This window comes from Bacillus sp. V33-4, from assembly GCF_002860225.1.
GTDB lineage: Bacteria > Bacillota > Bacilli > Bacillales > Cytobacillaceae > Bacillus_BJ > Bacillus_BJ canaveralius.
In genome coordinates, this window is record NZ_PGVC01000023.1 from 45,796 (window position 1) to 64,798 (window position 19,003).

Here is a 19,003-nt window from a genome sequence, read left to right on the forward strand (position 1 = left end):
TTAGCGAATTCCATTCACGAGTCCCATCATTTGATCTGCCATTGTAATCGCTCTGGAATGGAATTGGTAAGAACGCTGCACATTAATTAGATCAGTCATTTCTTTTGACATCTCAACATTCGATTGTTCAAGCGCTCCTTGCTTAATGCTGATCTCGTTGCGCAAAGGGCCGTTTAATTCGGTAAAGATTTCTTCTTCCGCCACACCAAGCTGACCCATGTTTTCAGGCAGTCCTAAAAGATTGCCGCCCTTTTGCTCAAGAAACTGTGGTTTGTTGGCAAGGATAACGCCAAGGTTAAAGGCTTGTGTCGTGCCATTCGCCATCGCTACGGTTAATTGGCCATTTTCGTTAATGGCAAAATTATTCGGCTCGCCGTTTATATAAATCGGGTTATTGTTTTCATCTAATACGGCATGGCCGTCACCGGTGACCAGCATTAATTCATTATCAGCGATCGGTGTTAAATGAAACGAACCATCCCTTGTAAAACGAACCGCTGCTCCATCTTCATTCTGGACAAGGACTCGAAAGAATTGCCCTTCTTTTGTAAAAGCTGCATCCAACGGTCTGTCTGTCGTTTTAATACTTCCCTGCCTAAGGATCATTTGCGCCTGCCCTAATTTGGCACCGACTCCCTGCCTAACCCCGTTAGGCGTCAGACGGCCGATTTCCAAGTTGCCATACGGCTGGTTTTGAAATTCCTGAAAAAGCAAGTCTGTAAAACTCGCCTCACGTCTTTTAAAGCCGGTTGTATCGACATTGGCCATGTTTTGGCTGATCATATCCATCTGCTTTTGCAGTTGACCTAAAGTGTTGGTTGCGGTAATCATCGTTCTGTTCATCTATTGGTCCCCCTCGGGCGGGCTTTACTGGTTTCTATAAAGTGTCGTTGCTGAATATGTTTTGCGGTTTTATCGTTTTCTAAACTGCGATTAACCAACTCTGCCAACTTCATTGGCGGCTTTTTCCATGCTCTTGTCATATGCCTGCAAAACCTTTTGATTCGCTTCAAAAGCGCGGTACGCGGTCAGCATATCGGTCATCGTTCTCGACACATCAACGTTCGAGCCTTCTACAAAGCCCTGCTGGAGCCTGAATTGCACACCTGCCGCGCCAAAAGCAGCAGCTAGCGGGGCGCCATCTTCTGTCCGGTACAGTCCGTCCCCTTCTTTGATCAGACGCTGCGGGTTGTCAGCAAAAGCGATACCCAGTCGTGCTGTTTCGCCGTTCTCCCCGGTTAACTGCCCGTCTTCACTGATCGTAAAGCGGTCGCTTGAAAGCTGGATCGGATTGCCGGCATCATTTAAAATGTACATACCGCTTGCTGAAGTCAAAAATCCCTGCCCGTCGACCGTGAAGTTGCCGTTACGTGAATAGCGAATGTCACCGCCAGGTTCGCGGACTGTGAAAAAGACTGTACCCGGTAAGCCATTCTCTGCGCTTGCCGGAATATTTATGTCGACAAGTGCGACATCGGTATTTATGTTAGTTTCGCGCAAATCGCCTTGAATGAATTTTGGCATTGCCTCCTGCATATAAACACCGGTATTGATAGATCCCACCATCTGGTTAAAAGGCAGACGCAAATTGTTTTCTGTCGGGATAGACTGCTGCTCAAAGCGCTGCAGCAGCATTTCCGGAAAGGCCCTCATTGCCGACTGGTCGGCTTTAAAGCCTGGCGTATTGGCATTCGACATATTATTCGTTAACATTTCGGTTCGCCTTTGCTGGGACAGCATCCCGGAAGCAACCGTGTAAAATCCTCTAAACATTTATCCACCTCGCCATTATGTACAGCTTGCCATAGACACAACATATATAATAAAAACTTAAGCTCGCTTCCAGCGGGCTTGTCCAAATTTTTTGCACTTACTTTCTATTATAGAAAAATTTTTGCAAAGATACATTAAAAATTTGCAGAAAATAGTCAAAAGATGAAAAAAATATTCATTTTTTAAGTTTAAAGTCGAGGCAAGGGGGTAAATAACAAAAAATCTGCCGTCCGAAAAGCAGGCAATTTCCTTTTTCCGGCTTGGCAGATTATTTGATTGCTTATCCTAGCCTACGTTTCGGAAGACGATCGATATTATCGAGCATAATGCCGGTTCCAATGGCGACGCAGTCCATCGGGTTTTCAGCAACAAGTACTGGCACCCTCAATTCTTCTGCGAGCAGAAGGTCGAATCCGTGCAGCATGGCGCCGCCACCTGTTAAAATGACACCGCGGTCAATAATATCTGCCGATAATTCCGGTGGTGTTTGCTCGAGAACTGTTTTGGCAGCCTGGACAATGACCGAAACGGATTCACGCAATGCCTGTTCAATTTCACTTGAACGAACGGTGATCGTCCTTGGCAGACCGGATACCATGTCACGGCCACGAATATCAAGCTCTTCATAGCGTGAACCAGGAAAAACGGTTCCGATTTTGATTTTTATATCTTCGGAAGTGCGTTCACCAATCAATAACTTATATTCTCTTTTAATATAGTTCAAAATTTCGGCATCAAATTTATCCCCGGCCATTTTAATCGAGGATGATGTAACGATGTCACCCATTGATAGGACAGCAATATCGGTTGTCCCGCCACCGATGTCGACGACCATATTACCGCTCGGCTGGAAAATATCCATGCCTGCACCGATTGCAGCCACCTTTGGCTCTTCTTCTAAATAGATTTTCTTGCCGCCGCTTTTTTCAGCCGCTTCTTTAATCGCTTTTTGCTCAACACTCGTGATGTTCGTCGGGCAGCAAATTAAAATTCGTGGCTTTGATAAAAAACCCTTTACGTTCAGCTTGTTTATGAAATGCTTTAGCATTGCTTCTGTTACATCGAAGTCAGCGATAACTCCATCCTTTAATGGACGGATCGCGACGATATTTCCTGGCGTACGGCCAACCATTCGTCTAGCCTCTTCTCCTACAGCAAGAACTCTATTTGTATTTTTATCAATTGCAACTACAGACGGTTCATTAAGTACAATCCCCCGCCCTTTCACATGTATCAGCACATTAGCCGTTCCTAAATCAATCCCAATATCCCTGGCAAACATTATCTTATTTCCTCCTTGAACGATCGCCCGGCCATAAATGCATACCTTTGCCATAAACCGACTTTACGAATGCTTTTGTTCGCTTCTAAAATCGTTTATCCAGGTAACGCTATACAGCCGCCTCCGCTTATCTTTGTCCAGCATCGGCTCCCAAGGACTGTGTGTGTTTAAACGGTTTCTTACAATTTCATCTTAGAAACCGGCTTTTTGATGAGCTCTGCTAAAACTTGATGCTCTTGATCAATATTTCATCTTAGCAAGCGTCTTTTTGTCCTTTTCGCTTCCGCTTTCACGAATTCATATTTCTATCCTAATTGTATATATTATCACAAAAAGGTAGAAATAAGTAACTTTTTGTCATAATTCGCGGAAAATATGCGGAAATAATTTTATGGAGGAAGGTTCTACGTTTGCTGGACGGGCTCCTCTTCTTTTTTGTATTTCATTTTTGTTGCTTCTCCGCCGCGTAAATGGCGAATCGATTTATGATAATCTAAAATTTCTTTCACTTCAGCTGCAAGTTCAGGGTTAATTTCAGGAAGCCTCTCTGTTAAATCTTTATGGACTGTACTTTTGGATACGCCAAACTCCTTCGCAATTACGCGAACCGTTTTTTTCGTCTCCACGATATACTTTCCAATCTTGATAGTTCTCTCTTTGATGTAATCGTGCACACCACTCGCCCTCCCTAGGTTGGATGTGAGAAGTGTGAAATGAGACTCGCTCTTCGCTTCGTGAGATAGTGCTGCTCCGCACAGGAATCTTATGTCCCTGGACAATGCTGCCGAAAGTCGCTGCTTTCTTTTTTGCTAAGTATAATCATATCTCCAAGTAAATTCCCGCTGCTTTCAAACGACTCCTCACCTCAAACACTCTCTTTTAAGGTTTGTAACATTTTATTAGCTTGGATAAGGGATTATGCACGAAAAAGTCAATAGGGACAAGGAGTGGAAGAAGTTTTTTGGAAATTGGACAACAGCAGTCTATGCAGAGAGCTTTTTAGCAGCTGAATTTTCAGAAACGAAGATTTAATTCGTATTTATGCACATATGAGTAAAAAAAATCCCTCGGAATTACAGTGAAGGTTAGATCATAAAAAGACAGGGAGAAAATTATTTCCCGAGAAATTTGTCGAAGCTATCGGGATCCATTATTATATTCTCCATATAAAATAACAGCCCCGTGTTGCATTCAAAGCAACCGGGGCTTGTCTATGGGCTTTATCTTCTTAGTCGAGTGCCTCAATAATTAGTTCGATTGATGTTAGCAGGTCTTGATCTGACCAGCTTGCGATGTTCTTCTTTGAATTTAAAGCAAGCTCGTGTGAAGCCGGCACGTGAATAAAGCCTGCTGGAATGTTCAGGCCTAAACCATTTAGCTCGTGAAGGACCGAATACATCGTGTTATTGCATAGATACGTTCCAGCTGTATTTGAGATTTGTGCCGGATATCCTGCTTCGGTTAAAACGTTGACAAACTTTCTGATTGGGAGGGTACTGAAATAACCGTCCGCTCCACCTTCAACAACAGGGCTGTCTTGCAGTGAATTCCCTTTATTGTCTTGAGCGCCATCGCGGCAATTGATCGCGATCCGTTCCGGGGTAATCGCTGTTCTGCCTGCGGCCAACCCAAGGGAAATGACCGCATCCGGCTTCACAGTCTGCAGTGCATCGATAATTTCCGCTGATGTGGTCGCATAATCGACGGGCAGCAGTAAGCCTGTTATCTGGTATTGTCCAATCTGTTTTCCATCCAGTTCTTTGACGATTTTTTCGGTTGGGTTGATTGGAAATTCAAGAAATGGTTCAAATCCGGTTAGTAATAATGTTTTCATTTTTTTCTCTCCCTTTACCAGCTTGCAATCGAGCCGTCTGTACGTGGTTCTGTGCCTCCGGATAATACGCCTGTGTCCGGATCACGAAGAATGATCTGCCCCCGGCCAAAACCGCCGGAATCGTGGGCGACCTTGATGTCATGCCCTTTTCTCGCCAGCTGCTGGACAAGATAGTTCGGGAAGGTGTGTTCAACTTCAACCTTCTTCCCTTCAATCCATTGCCATCTTGGCGCGTCGAGTGCTGCCTGCGGGTTTAAACCAAAATCGATCAGATTCATCGCAACTTGGACATGTCCCTGCGGCTGCATATAGCCTCCCATTACGCCGAATGGTCCAACAGCCTGATTGTCTTTTGTGATGAAACCAGGAATAATCGTATGATATGTTTTCTTGCCCGGGGCAAGTGCATTCTCATGAGAAGGGTCAAGCGAAAAGTCATGGCCGCGGTTCTGCATCGAAATTCCGGTGTTTGGTATCACGATCCCCGATCCAAAGCCCATATAGTTGCTTTGAATAAATGAGACCATATTCCCTTCTCCGTCCGCTGTTGCCAGATAAACGGTACCGCCCTTTGGCAGTGTCCCCGGCTCTGGCAGCTGGGCCGTCGGCTTTATCGCGTTGCGGCATTTTTCCCCATACTCCGCAGATAATAAATCCTCTATTTTCGCCTTCATCGTTTGTGGGTCAGTGATGTAGGCTTTTCCGTCCGTAAATGCTTGTTTCATCGCCTCCAGCTGCAAATGGACAGCTTCTGCATCTTCACGGCTAACAAACTCGAAGCCCTTTAAAATATTTAGGGCCATTAAGGCGACAAGGCCCTGTCCGTTCGGCGGAATTTCCCAAATATCAAAGCCGCGGTAGTTTACAGATACCGGTTCGACCCACTCAGCCTTAAAGGCTTGCAGGTCCTCCTTGGACAGGAATCCACCGGCGTTTTTTGATGCATCAGCAATTTTTTCGGCGAGACTGCCGCGATAAAAGCTTTCCGCTTTTGTTTCGGCTATTTCCGCCAATGTATCGGCATGGCCATCCGACTTCCACATTTCACCGATTTTTGGCGCCTGGCCTTGTGGTGCAAAAACGCGAAACCACTCGTCAAACTCTTTCCCTTTCAAACGGGTTTTATAGGCGGTAAAAGCTCTCTCCCAGTACTTGCCTAGAATCGGTGTGAGCGGGTAACCATTGCGGGCATAAACGATTGCCGGCTTTAATACTTCCGTAAGTGGCAGGCGTCCAAACCGTTCAGACAGTTCGGCCCAGGCAGATGGAGCACCGGGTACGGTAACCGGGGTCCAGCCGGTAATCGGCATTGATTCATGTCCCAATCTCTTCACTTTTTCAATCGAAATGCTTTGCGGAGCCGGACCGCTCCCGTTCAATCCGAAAAGCTTATCCTTCACCCAAACGAGGGCAAATGCATCGCCGCCGATCCCGTTCGAAGTTGGTTCAACTACCGTTAAGCAGGCAGCCGTGGCAATCGCAGCATCGATGGCATTTCCGCCCTTTTTTAAAATATCCAGGCCTGCCTGTGCTGCAAGCGGCTGTGAAGTTGCCACCATGCCGTTACGGGAAACGGCAGCCATTCTTTGCGATGTATACGGATATGTAAGGTATGACAAAACTTTTCCCCCTTTACAATAAAACTTCGTCTATCGAAATATTATAGCAGACTCGGCAATGTTATGTCGAAAGATTTAGACAAATACATAATGGTCAAGCGACTATGCGTTTAAGAATCTACTCTTCCTGTTCCCAATGCGAGAATTGCTGCCTCTGTCAGGATTTCTGCTCCTTTTACCATCGCTTCCCTTCTGAATGTCATGTCGGGATGATGGAGTCCGGGCATCAGTCCGCAGCCTAAGCCAAGCATTGTTGCTTTCAGATGCGGGCGCTTGATCGTATAAAAATGAAAATCATCCCCACCTGTAGTGATAATTGGTGGCAAGCATCGCTCTTCTGATAAAGAATTTATAATCGCATTGTTCATAATGCTTACAGCTTCATCGTTTTTGATTGCTGCCGGGAGCGTCGCCGGGATTGAAAAAGAGATTTTGACATCATAAAAGCTTTCAACTGCTTTAAAGGCCTTCTCCAATTTGTTCTGGAGGTGGTCCATCGCCTCGTTCGTTTGTGCACGCAGGTCAAGGCTGAATTCTGCATTGCCGGGGATAATATTGGAACTTTCTCCGCCGGAGATAAATTTAGTCATTTTGATCGAGGCCGGGGTAAGCGGATTGACGTATATGTTTTTAAGCATGTGCACGAGCGCAGCACCTGCCTCAATTGCATTAGCTCCAAGATGCGGCCTCGCACCATGCATATCTTCGCCTGAAATGCTCGCGCTGATAAAACGGGCGGCCCCATGGATCAGGAACGGGGCGGCATATCCGTCACCCATTTCATTTTCCGGGCGCAAATGGACGCCAAACAAAAAATCGACATCATCAACGGCACCGAGCTCGACCATTTTTAATGCACCGGTGCCTTTTTCCTCAGCCGGTTGAAAAATGAAGCGAATCGTCCCTTCCCATTCAGCTGACCGCTCCTTTAAGATTTGGATTGCGCCAAGCACGATCGTCATATGCGCATCATGTCCGCACGAATGGTTAGGCTGGAAGGCTCCATTCACTTCCTGCCAAAGCGCATCAATATCTGCCCTGATCGCGACAATCGGCTTGCCGTTACCGATCTCGGCGATCAGTCCGGTGCTGTCGGGAAATGTGGTTACCCGGCATCCGAGCTTTTCCGTTTCTTGTTTCAGGAAACTCGTTGTCTTAACTTCTTCCCAGCTTATTTCAGGGTTACTGTGCAAATGTTCAAACGTTTTTAGCATATATGTCTGGATGGAAGTATTCGTCATCGTTCTCAACCCTTCTGCGTTTTGAATGTGTGAAAGTTTTTGCTGGGTTTTCTAGCCCGGTTATCTCGCTGATCGATCCGGTAGTAAAAATGAAAGAGCAGCTGCCGGTTTTCAGAGTTTCCTTATTGATGCGGGGTTTCGCAGCAATTATTGTTTATTGCGCTGGAGAATGCAGGGGAAGTTCGCCCCGATAATGGGAGGTTTTTCGATTGAAAAGCTTTTAGGGGTAACATTACTAGTTCAAGTTAACTACTCTGGATTGTCTTTCGTTTTAATTTTTCCGACTATTCCATTTTAGCTATTTGTTGATATTTTCACAATATTTTCGGGTCAGAATTATCTTTGTGGCAGTGTGATAAGGGGTGTGGCGAGCTTCGTTTCCAACTGCTTTCATCCGATTGCACAGAAAAAAACCCGCTAAAGAGCGGGCTCGATCAATTTTATGCATCAGATGATTTAGAAGATTGTTCTTTATTCTGATCATCTTGTTTTTCTTTATCTTCAGTTGGTTTGTCAGATTTGCCTTCGTCACTCTTTGTGCTGTCGCCTTCATCCTGGCCGGACTGGCTGTCTTCAGCACCAGTCTCTTCTTCCTGAGAGCCTGTGTCGTCAGAAGGTTTGCTGTCTTTAGCCGGTTCGCCTTCTTCTGCAGCTCCACTGTCATCGGCAGCACCTTTTTCTTCAGAAGCTTTGCTGTCTTCAGCAGATGTTTCTTCTTGCAGTGTGCTCAATGGTTTATTAAAATAATCAAGTGGATTTACAGGTTCATTTTGCTTGCGGATTTCGAAGTGCACATGGACTCCGGCATCCTTGTTGAACAAGCTTTGTCCAGCCTTGGCAAGAGCTTGTCCTTGTTCGACCTTGTCGCCAACCTCAATGCCTATGTCTGTTATTGACTGATACTGTGTGGCAATTTCATCATCATGTTCGATTACGATGACGTTTCCCAATAAGGAATCTTTTTCGACTTTTGTAACTGTCCCGCTAAGCGCAGCGACAACCTCAAATGTCTCGCCATTTTCCATTGCAATATCAATACCCGTGTTCGGATGATACGTATTGTCGTAGAATACTAATGCGGCTTCCTGATCTTCCGCATCTCCTTCGTAATCATAAAATTGTTTTTGGATTACAACTGAGTCAGGATCCGTCACCGGCATTACAAAGTTCTCCATCGAGCGGTTCACTTCTACTGCAGGCTCATCACTGGCGCTTCTGCCTGGTACGTCGGAGGCACTGTAATCATATTTGTCAGTGTCTGCATTGTTGCTTTGTTGATACCAGAGAACCGCGGTTAGGATAATTGCTGCACTTGCAATATAAATGGCTGGAAATACCCAACGCTTTTTAAAAAAGCGCTTCAAACTGGAACCTTGAGAAGATCGTTTCTTTTCTTCCTCTCTCATTTTCATCACCTCAGCAACCAGTTTGAACAGATAAGGAAAAATATATACGTTTCTATAAATATTTTTTTCTGCTTATTTTTCGACAAAAATTTAAATCTATGCATTTATTTTCAAAATTTTTATAAGGAGTTTTTGCCATGATGATTGTAAAGTGGACGATACGGCTTCTGCCGCTCGCTTATATGGCGTTGATTTGGATTCTTTCGAGTTTGCCGGATAATGCCGTCGTTGAACTTCCTTCCTCTTCGATTGACCGCTTCCTGAAGGAATCGCTTCATTTAATAGAATTTGGCATATTGCATGTACTGCTTGCAGTGGCTTATATAACGACAGGGAAGTTTTCAGCCAGGACAAATCTTATTTGCGCGCTCATCGCAGCGTCTTATGGATTGCTCGATGAAATTCACCAGTATTTCGTCCCATACCGTTCGGCGACTTTGATTGATTTTGTAAAAGACGTAATTGGTGTGATCACCGCCTGGTGGATCATAAGAGCAGCTTATTTTCATAAGCGTTTTCCTGTCATAGCTGCTGTATTACAAAAATTAAAACAAATTTAAAAGCACCGAAGCGCGAGGCTTCGGTGTTATTTTTGTGCAGTTATTTTTGTCAAAAGTGAATCAGATTGAGTTATTTCCACTCCCTGATAATAATGCTCGACAATTTCCTGATAGGTTTTTCCGTCAGATGCCATTCCGTTGGCGCCATACTGGCTCATTCCTACCCCGTGTCCAAATCCTTTTGTCGTGATAACGACATTTTCTCCTTTTAACACCCAGCTAAAATCGGATGACTTAAGCTGAAGTTTTTCCCGAATTTCTTTACCGGTCAGTACTTTTTCGCCAATCCTTACTTTTCCAACTCGTTTCCCTGCTGTTCTTTCGGTGATCGTTTTCCCGAAGTTGGCGGGATCAGTAATCTTTACGCCCAGCGTCGATTCAAACTGTGCCACAGGGATCGATTTCTGGTCAGTAAATTTAGGGGATTCTTTGTCCCATGGACTTTCAACGCTTCTTAAATAAGGATATGCATTTTTCCAATAGTCCTCCGAGTTTTCGGTGAACCCGTTACTCGTTGAAAAAAAAGTTGGTGTGATCGGTGAACCTTCATATGTTAAAATCTGGCCGGCCGTTTCCTGAACTGCGGCTGTGACTTTTTTCAGTTTCCAGTCATAGTCTTTGTCCCAAATTTTCTTCAAGTCCTGATCATTTTTGTATACTTGGTGCAATTCCGTGTCCGTAACATCAGCGCCTTCGGGTACTCCGTCTGTCTCACCGCTGATCATTTGGCTGACAATATAAGTTCTTGCTGTTAATGCCTGCGCCTTCAACGCCTCTTTTTCAAACTGTGCCGGCATTTCTGCAGCTACAACGCCAATCAAATATTTTTCAAGAGGTATTTTTTCAATTTGTTTTGCAGCAGTTCTGTAAACGGCTACCTCGACTGCCGGCTCAGCCGCCTTTTCACCGTGAGTTGCTTGTGGTCGTAGATTCTTCTCTTCTCCAAGCTTTCCGGCTGCGTTTTCCTCTGCAAATGGGAGGACAAGCATTGTTGGAACCATTAAGGTGATCACGAATAGAATGACTGCTAGTACAATGAATGGTTTGATCTTTATCATGATTAAGCCCCCATACGAAATGTAAACGGGATAGTCGCTGATTCCCGTCTCCATTCATAATATGGAGGAGCTTAACCAAATATGTCAGAAAAATAATTGGATACGGTTTCTTCAGCGTAAATTCCTACTCGGTGATAAATTTACGTGTATTAGATATATCTTGATAAGTTCATGAGTGAATGGCTGCTTCATAGTGGGAGTCGGTTTCACTAGTTTGAATGTTCCTGACCTTAGAACGGGGTATTGGAGTTTTTTTCGCGGATCTCAAAATTTACGAGCGGAATTTCTCCAGATAATGAAGGACAAAAATAGTTAAGTAAGCCAGGGAAATGTCCTTCATCCAGGCTATGAAGGACAAGATGAGCTATGTGAGCCAGGGAAATGTCCTTCGATTTACGAGCGAAACTACATCATGACCACGACCGCTCATTTACGAGCGCAATACACATCGGAAAGTTTCGCAACTGGATTATGCGCGCATGCCGCAAAACAATGAAGAAGCCGGGAGATAGTTCCCGGCTTCGTGTATTATGCGTTCATATCAGAAATGATTTTTTCTTCAAGCACAGTCGTTTCGTCTGCGTCGCGGACTCTTTCGATGTCAGCTCCGAGCGACGCTAATTTATCATGGAAGTTGACATAGCCGCGGTCAAGATGCTTCAGTTCTGTGACACGGGTCATTCCATCTGCTACAAGTCCTGTCAGGATCAAAGCGGCAGCTGCGCGAAGATCGGTTGCGGCAACTTCTGCTCCTTGCAGATCGGATGGTCCGTTCACGATCACGGAACGGCCTTCTATTTTAATTTCAGCGTTCATTCTTCTAAATTCTTCAACGTGCATAAAGCGATTTTCAAAAACGGTTTCAGTAATCACGCTTGTTCCTTTTGCTCTGAGCAGTAAAGACATCATTTGTGACTGCATGTCAGTTGGAAAGCCCGGGTGCGGCATTGTCTTAATATCGACAGCCTTTAATTTTTCAGGCCCGATGACGCGTACGCCGTCTGCTTCTTCACGAATTGTGACGCCCATTTCTGCCATCTTTGCAATTAATGAAGCTATATGCTCAGGAACAGCACCTTTAACAAGGACATTGCCACCTGTGATCGCTGCTGCAACCATAAATGTTCCTGCTTCTATTCGGTCAGGAATAATATTGTGCTCAGCTCCAAAAAGTACATCCACACCTTCAATGCGAATCGTCCCGGTACCGGCACCTCTTACTTTTGCACCCATCTTGTTTAGGAAGTTTGCCAGGTCAACAATCTCCGGCTCTTTGGCCACGTTCTCGATCACTGTTGTACCCTCAGCAAGTGTTGCTGCCATCATGATATTTTCCGTAGCGCCGACACTTGGGAAATCGAGATATATTTTTGCTCCATGCAAGCGGCCTCCGGCTGCTTCAGCTTCAATGAAACCATTCCCTACTTTTACTACCGCACCCATTGCTTCAAAACCTTTGAGGTGCTGGTCTATCGGGCGGGAGCCAATCGCACAACCGCCTGGCAATGCTACACGCGCACGGCCATTTCGTGCTAAAAGTGATCCCATCACCAATACTGAAGCGCGCATTTTGCGAACATATTCGAAAGGCGCTTCCACCTTTAAGTCACCAGATGCATTAACAACAACTTCGTTATTTTCAAACTCCACTTCGGCGTTCAAATAGCGCAACACTTCATTGATGGTATATACATCGGAGAGAGTCGGCACATCACGAATTATGCTTTTTCCATCACTTGCTAATAGTGTTGCAGCGATTACAGGCAATACGGCGTTTTTTGCTCCTTCTACCTTTACGGTGCCGTTAAGCCTTCTTCCGCCGCGGACGATGATTTTTTCCAAAAGTATTCCCCTCCGCGTCCAATTTCTCTATATTAATATTCAATCGTGATGATGGGTGTGCCAACTACGATGCTAGTCTTTCCACCCAATCCTTGATTGCGTAAAGCCAACTGAAAGTTCATCTTTTCAGATTTGCCCTTAAGCTCAGCGGCAAATAGCGGCGAGTATGCCGACATTGAAATAAATGAATCTTCCTGAAGAGCTTCAATTTCTTTTCCATTTAAGACTTCGAGTAACATGTTTACATATTCAGGCAAAGCCGTTTTAAGCTTATCATTGAATTCGCCTTTGATACAAGAGAAAATTGTGGCTTTTCCTCGAAAAATGTCAGAAATTCGCTCGGCGATACCAATTTTGAGAAAATTTTCCGATGTTTCACTCCATTGTTTTCCATTCACCTCGTAAATGAGATATGCATGGAATTCCTCGTTAGCAGGTGTGATCAGAAGCCGAATCTTTTCCTGATATGTCGGACCTGAGCTGACAGCAGAAACCTCACGATGTTTTTTGCCGTCAAAATTCGACCATTTCCATGAGGAAAACTCCTGTTGCAAAGCATCTATGTGTTGCTCTACAGCATGGGCGGTTTGAAAAGTTTCCATTTTTTCTCTTGCATGTAAAGACCATTCATTGATGATAATATTCTCGTCATGCAATATTTTTGCTAACGTTAATAGGTCTTGTTGTCCATTCGCTTCAGTCGTTCTATTCCCAAATTGAAAGATGATAAAACCAATTATGCCAATAAATGATAAAACTATAGAAAATTTCTTCATTTCGATACTCCTCCCCTTAGTACCATTGTTACCATGGAGGAGCTCATCATACTTGGGAATTCTCGTCACTTTTAGACAAATAGAAGATGCGTGCGCTCAATAAATCACAATGCAGTTGCCATTTGCGACAAACCGGTCTTTTTATGTAAGGACTTAAAAAACACCCTTAAAAAACAACAACAAAAAGTATTGTACTTAAAAACTTCCGTTTTGGGAACATGTATGAAGACCTAATTTTTTCCCATAAAAATAAATTGGAAAAAGAGCGGGAGCTGTTGGGACCATAACAGGTAGTCGAGAAAGAAATTGCTAACAGTCGATCCGAGTGCAATCGATAAAAGAATATAGAGCGTTCTGGCCTGGATTACATGGTTTCCACGGAGAATCTTATCAATATTGATAGCCTGAAGTGCCCACCATGCCAGAGCAATAAAAATAAGGTGTGCCAAAATACTAATTACTGCCTGTTCTCCAAATCCTGTCATTATGATCACGACCTCCTAATTTTTACTGTTGACCATTTTATCATTTCTTTTAAGAGCAAGAAAGAGGCGTTGCCCTATCATTTGACGGAAAACCATTGTGAAAGGTTTCATTTTTTACAGCGTCAGCTGCATAATAAAAGAAGGAGACATATTGCCCCCTTCTATTTTCTACCCCTGTATGCTGCCTTGTCCGTAAAATTCATGCTGTTTTTCCCCTAAAAACTGCCTTGATTTTATTATTGTAAATAATCAAGCAAGTTAAAATTTCCAGAGTGGAAAAAGTCAATTGCGATGTTTGGCATCAGACCAAACAGGACGGTCGCAAAAGCACAAACAAGCACAACGGCTGAAACACCAGCCGGAATTCTAATCTTTTCATCACTTGCTGAAGGCCTGAAAAACATTTGTGTCATTATGCCAAAATAATAAATGTATGAAACAACTGTTGCTGCAATCATGAGCGATGCCAGCACATAATGGCCCGGGTTTGGTGCCAGTGCACCGATGAAAATATTTAACTTTCCGATAAAACCAGCAGTTCCGGGAATGCCGGCTAACGAGAGAATAAAAATGCCCATCACTACAGCCAGAAACGGTGCGCGGCGGTAAAGGCCGGCAAACCCGCTGATATCTTCAGTGCCGGCTTTTTCCGTCAGTAACTGGACGACCGCGAAGGCACCAAGATTCATGAACAGATAAGCTAGCAGATAAAACCACAAAGCATCGAATATAAAGGTAAATGTGGTCACAGCAACAAGCAGGTAACCGGCATGTGCGATGCTGGAATAGGCCAGCATCCTTTTTATATTCCGCTGCCTTAGTGCGACAACATTTCCGATCACCATCGTTGCTCCTGCCAGAAACGCCATATAATCCTGCACTTTCAGCAATAAAGGGAGCGAGCCTGCCCCATCGGAAGAGATGCTCGCAAAAATCGTCAACAGCACGCGGACTAGCAAGACAAATCCTGCCGTCTTCGAGACAACGCTCAAGAAAGCCGTAACGGGTGTCGGTGCCCCTTCATAAACATCCGGTGCCCACATATGGAACGGAGCTGTTGCGAGCTTAAAGGATAACCCGACAAAGATCATAAAGAAGGCTAATCCAAGCAGATATATATATTGGGACTCAAGACTGGTTGTCAAAAAACTGCCCATTTCTATCAAATTGGTTGTCCCTGTTAAACCATATACATAGCTCATCCCAAACAATGTGATTCCGGTTGAGATTCCGCCGTTGATCACATACTTCATCGCTGCTTCATTGGATCGCAAATTCGTTTTTCGCATTCCCGCTAAAATGTAGGAGGAAATCGATAACAATTCAAGGCCAACGAACAGCGTAATCAGGTCACCGCTTGACGTCATCATCATCGCGCCGAGCAGGCCTGCCAGAAACAGATAGAAAAACTCTCCCCTGTACTCCTTCATTCCTTCTTTCGGCTCATAGCTGAGCGCCAGCAGCATGACCAAAGCAGCGCCACCTAAAAGCAGCAGCTTGAAAAGCTTCGAAAATGAATCAAGCCTGAAAGTATCATAAAGAATCGAGCCAACCGGATCGTCGATTAAGCCGACGAGGAAGGCAATTGCAGCTACTATCCCGGCAAACCCGACCCAGCCTAAAACTTTCCGGTCGATTTTCTTTGGCATAAAAAGGTCGAGAAGTGACAGCAAGACCGTTAAACCGAGGATGATGAATTCCGGTGCCATGATTCCCCATTCAAACGATAATAAAGTTTTGAGTTCCATCCTTCATCAGCCTCCTATCCCCAGCATGATCGTCTCTATTGTTGTCTCCAGTGCCCCGCCGAGAACAGCCGGGTACACTCCAATTAAAATGATTAAACCGATCAGCGTTAAGACTGGCACCATTTCAACCGTTCGCAAATCGGGAACTCCGGCAAACTCCCGGTGTGCTTTTCCAAATGTGATCGAAAGAACTGCCCTTAATAGATAAACAGCTGTCATGATGATCCCGATTGTCCCGACCGCCGCTAAAATTGGATTTGTTTCAAACAGGCCGAGAAATGCCATGAACTCACTTATGAAGCCGGACATTCCCGGCAGGCCGAGCGAAGCCATTGCCCCGGCCATTAAAAAGCCTGCCGTGAGCGGCATTCCCTTTGCAAGCCCGCCAAGGTTGTCAAGATGGGAGGTTTGCAGACGCTCATAAAAGATACTGACAAGGAAGAACAGCAATGCGGAGATTAATCCATGGGAGACAACCTGGAAAATCGCTCCCTGAATGCCTGCCTCATTAGCTGCCCCCAATCCAATTAAGACGATCCCCATATGCGAAATGGAGGAGTAAGCAAGCACCATTTTGAAATCCTTTTGAATTAAGGCCAGGAACGCCCCGTAAAGCAGGTTAATGACACCAAGGACCGCCAACACCGGAGCAAGCTGCAAAAACTGTTCTGGAAAAATCCCCATCCCAAAACGGATCAGACCGAATGCACCAATCTTTAATAATATCCCGGAGTGCAGCATTACAATTGATGGCGGCGCCTCAACGTGCACCTTCAGCATCCAGCTGTGCAAAGGAAAAATCGGCAGCTTGACGCCAAAAGCGACAATAAGCGAAATCAGCAAGCCGAATTTCAGCGGCTCAGACAAAAGTGACTGTGGTCCGTCCGCATCTAATAGCTGTGAGAGCAGATCAATATTGGCTGTACCCGTTTTTGCAAACAGAACCATAATGACGATCAGCAGGACAGCCGACCCCAACCCGTTATAGACAAGGAAGCTGAATGCCGCTTTTTCTTTTTCAAAATAACCCCACTTCCCAATTAAAAAGAACATTGGGATTAACGTAATCTCAAAAAAGATAAAGAACAAAACCAGGTTTTCAGCGGCAAATACACCGAGCATTCCCGTTTGCAAAAGCAAAAACAGCATGAAATAGCCTTTCCATTCTTTCTTAATATGAATGGAGGCAATCGCTGCCAGTGTTGACAGTATGGCAGTTAACACAATCATGATTAAGGAAAAACCGTCTACACCGAGCTCGTAAAAGATTGCATATAAATACTCGTCCGGCAGGTTTGCAAATTTGATCCATGGAAGCTCAACCGAAAAACGGTCCAAATCTGCCCCGCCCCGGTATTGGAAATAAGCAACCAAAGCGAGGATAAGCGCAGGCAGTGTTGCGATAAAGCCGATCGTCTTAATCATCGTTTCCTTTGCTTTTGGCAGAAAGGCGAGCACAAGAATACCAAGCAAGGGGGAGAATACTAATGCGGTTAAAAGATAGCTGCTGTTCATCCGAAATACCCCCCTGTTAAAGCAAAGATGACCACCAGCAAGGCGAGACCGAAAAAGGCAACTGTTCCGTACGTTTGCACCTGGCCATCCTGAAGTTTTGCTCCCAGTTTTCCTAAAGCCTGGACGAACGTGGTGATTCCCTTGATAATTCCCTCGACTAAAAACTCTTCAATGTAACGGAGAAAGTAGCTTATGCTCTTGGCGCCATTCACAAAGGCGAGCTGGTAAAACTCATCAATATAATATTTGTTGTAGAGGATGTTATAGGCCATTGGCATCCGGCTGCTAAACACTTCCCTTGAAAGCGAGCCTTTGCCATAAATAAGCCAGGCGAGCAGGATTCCCAGCAAAGAAACAACGGTCGCCACGATCATGATCCAGGCCGGGCCTTCAATGTGGCCGTGGCCAAGTGCTTCATTTCCCTTCGTCAGCCAATCACCCAAAAAGGTTCCAAACCAAGGGGTATTGACATAGCCGGCCACAACCGCGAGTACACCTAAAACGATCATCGGAAAAGTCATCACCGCAGGCGATTCATGGACTTTTCCCATATCGGAACGCGCTTCTCCGCTAAATACCATAAAAAAGAGCCGGAACATATAGAAAGCTGTAAAAAACGCTGCTGCCACGGCAAGCCAGAACAATGCAGTATTCCCGTGGGCCCATGCCGCAATTAAAATCTCGTCCTTGCTGAAAAATCCGGAAAATAACGGTACACCACTTATTGCAAGAGTCCCGATTAGAAATAACGGTCCGGTCAGGCGCAGCTTTTTCCATAAGCCGCCCATTTGTTCAATGTCCTGCGTATGGACAGCATGGATCACGCTTCCAGCCGCAAGGAAGAGCAAGGCTTTAAAAAAGGCGTGGGTCATTAAGTGAAAAACACCGGCAACATACCCGGCAGATCCTAATGCCAGCATCATGTAACCAAGCTGGCTGACCGTGGAATAGGCGAGCACCCTTTTAATATCCTTTTGGACAAGGCCGATGCTTGCCGCAAAAATCGCTGTGAATGCTCCAATCACCGCCACCGTCATTAACGCCGTTTCACTCGCTGTAAAAAGCGGAAAGAGCGCGGCTACTAAGTAGACACCGGCCGCAACCATTGTCGCTGCGTGAATAAGGGCGGAAACAGGAGTCGGCCCTTCCATCGCGTCCGGGAGCCATGTATGAAGCGGGAATTGACCCGATTTTCCGACTGCCCCGATAAAGACGAGAATCGCAGTCAGCGTAATCATTCCTTCGGAAATAATTCCTTCGTCAACCGCCCTGAAAATTTCATCATACTCAAAGCTGCCAACCTGCCAGAATAACAGGATCATCCCGATAAAGAGGCCGACATCGCCGACTCGTGTCATAACAAACGCTTTTTTAGCGGCGTGCCTGGCTTCATCTTTATAAAAGTAAAACCCGATTAACAGGAAGGAACCGACACCAACAAGCTCCCAGAAAATATAAGTTTGTAAAAGGTTCGGTGATAAAACAAGGCCAAGCATTGCAAATGTAAATAATCCTAAATAAGCGTAAAAAACTGAAAGCCGCTCATCACCATGCATATAACCTTTTGAATATGTATGTACTATTAAACTGACGAGCGATACAATAATCAGCATCAATGCATTTAATTGATTGACTTCAATCCCCGCTGTTAGTTGAACATCTCCTATCGTGAGCCAGACGGCTTCTGTCTTATATGTCGGTGATGTAAAACGTTCAAACAATACCAACAGAGAATAGACAAAAGAAGCTAAAGTCAGCAAAATCCCTACATATGCACTTGCTTCTTTGAGCCGTTTGCCAAATAGAAGAAGGATTACAAACGATAAAAGCGGGAAAAGCGGTATGATCCAAGCACTCTCCATCT

16 protein-coding genes are annotated in these 19,003 nt (G+C 45.0%); 1 reads left to right on the plus strand and 15 read right to left on the minus strand.

The genetic code is table 11. The features are described from left to right. From CVD23_RS08675 to CVD23_RS08710, 8 genes are all read right to left on the minus strand, one after another. Nucleotides 1–843 carry a flagellar hook-basal body protein gene (locus CVD23_RS08675; protein WP_101665772.1) on the minus strand — a complete coding sequence of 281 codons (843 nt, stop codon included), beginning with the start codon at nucleotides 841–843 and terminating at the stop codon, nucleotides 1–3. A gap of 90 nt (nucleotides 844–933) precedes the next feature. Next, complete coding sequence (locus tag CVD23_RS08680) at nucleotides 934–1,773, minus strand: flagellar hook-basal body protein (RefSeq protein WP_101665773.1); 840 nt, start codon at nucleotides 1,771–1,773, stop codon at nucleotides 934–936. Nucleotides 1,774–2,053: 280 nt separating this feature from the next. Continuing rightward, a complete protein-coding gene (locus CVD23_RS08685) occupies nucleotides 2,054–3,055 on the minus strand; it encodes a rod shape-determining protein (RefSeq protein WP_101665774.1) in 1,002 nt (333 codons plus the stop codon). Between the two features lie 404 nt (nucleotides 3,056–3,459). Then, entirely contained in the window at nucleotides 3,460–3,729 is a 270-nt protein-coding gene (spoIIID, locus tag CVD23_RS08690) for a sporulation transcriptional regulator SpoIIID (RefSeq protein ID WP_101576032.1), read from the minus strand. Nucleotides 3,730–4,283: 554 nt separating this feature from the next. Continuing rightward, entirely contained in the window at nucleotides 4,284–4,889 is a 606-nt protein-coding gene (locus CVD23_RS08695; protein ID WP_101665775.1) for a pyroglutamyl-peptidase I, read from the minus strand. A gap of 14 nt (nucleotides 4,890–4,903) precedes the next feature. Continuing rightward, a complete protein-coding gene (locus tag CVD23_RS08700) occupies nucleotides 4,904–6,508 on the minus strand; it encodes a gamma-glutamyltransferase family protein (protein WP_101665776.1) in 1,605 nt (534 codons plus the stop codon). A 110-nt stretch (nucleotides 6,509–6,618) separates the two neighbouring features. Beyond that, entirely contained in the window at nucleotides 6,619–7,758 is a 1,140-nt protein-coding gene (locus tag CVD23_RS08705; protein ID WP_374702625.1) for a M20 peptidase aminoacylase family protein, read from the minus strand. Between the two features lie 431 nt (nucleotides 7,759–8,189). Then, the gene (locus CVD23_RS08710; protein WP_101665778.1) at nucleotides 8,190–9,155 is read right to left on the minus strand and encodes a M23 family metallopeptidase; all 966 of its coding nucleotides are present in this window, start codon (nucleotides 9,153–9,155) and stop codon (nucleotides 8,190–8,192) included. A 137-nt stretch (nucleotides 9,156–9,292) separates the two neighbouring features. Between CVD23_RS08710 and CVD23_RS08715 the strand changes: the two genes are divergently transcribed. After that, a complete protein-coding gene (locus tag CVD23_RS08715; RefSeq protein ID WP_101576037.1) occupies nucleotides 9,293–9,715 on the plus strand; it encodes a VanZ family protein in 423 nt (140 codons plus the stop codon). A gap of 26 nt (nucleotides 9,716–9,741) precedes the next feature. On the opposite strand, the gene spoIID is transcribed toward CVD23_RS08715, so the two are convergent. The 7 genes from spoIID to nuoL all read right to left on the minus strand — a co-directional run bounded on the left by spoIID (nucleotide 9,742) and on the right by nuoL (nucleotide 19,001). Next, a complete protein-coding gene (spoIID, locus tag CVD23_RS08720) occupies nucleotides 9,742–10,773 on the minus strand; it encodes a stage II sporulation protein D (protein ID WP_101665779.1) in 1,032 nt (343 codons plus the stop codon). A 528-nt stretch (nucleotides 10,774–11,301) separates the two neighbouring features. After that, nucleotides 11,302–12,615, minus strand: coding sequence for a UDP-N-acetylglucosamine 1-carboxyvinyltransferase (gene murA / locus CVD23_RS08725; protein WP_101576039.1), 1,314 nt, complete (start codon nucleotides 12,613–12,615; stop codon nucleotides 11,302–11,304). A 32-nt stretch (nucleotides 12,616–12,647) separates the two neighbouring features. Further along, nucleotides 12,648–13,391: a YwmB family TATA-box binding protein gene (locus CVD23_RS08730; RefSeq protein ID WP_101665780.1), complete on the minus strand. Its 744-nt coding sequence runs from the start codon at nucleotides 13,389–13,391 to the stop codon at nucleotides 12,648–12,650. A gap of 230 nt (nucleotides 13,392–13,621) precedes the next feature. Further along, the gene (locus CVD23_RS08735; RefSeq protein WP_101576077.1) at nucleotides 13,622–13,879 is read right to left on the minus strand and encodes a DUF1146 family protein; all 258 of its coding nucleotides are present in this window, start codon (nucleotides 13,877–13,879) and stop codon (nucleotides 13,622–13,624) included. A gap of 233 nt (nucleotides 13,880–14,112) precedes the next feature. Then, nucleotides 14,113–15,624: an NADH-quinone oxidoreductase subunit NuoN gene (gene nuoN, locus CVD23_RS08740; protein ID WP_101576041.1), complete on the minus strand. Its 1,512-nt coding sequence runs from the start codon at nucleotides 15,622–15,624 to the stop codon at nucleotides 14,113–14,115. Between the two features lie 6 nt (nucleotides 15,625–15,630). Next, a complete protein-coding gene (locus CVD23_RS08745) occupies nucleotides 15,631–17,139 on the minus strand; it encodes a complex I subunit 4 family protein (protein ID WP_101665781.1) in 1,509 nt (502 codons plus the stop codon). Beyond that, the gene (gene nuoL / locus CVD23_RS08750; protein WP_101665782.1) at nucleotides 17,136–19,001 is read right to left on the minus strand and encodes an NADH-quinone oxidoreductase subunit L; all 1,866 of its coding nucleotides are present in this window, start codon (nucleotides 18,999–19,001) and stop codon (nucleotides 17,136–17,138) included. The genes CVD23_RS08745 and nuoL overlap by 4 nt, the downstream gene beginning before the upstream one ends. Between the last annotated feature and the right edge of the window lie 2 nt (nucleotides 19,002–19,003).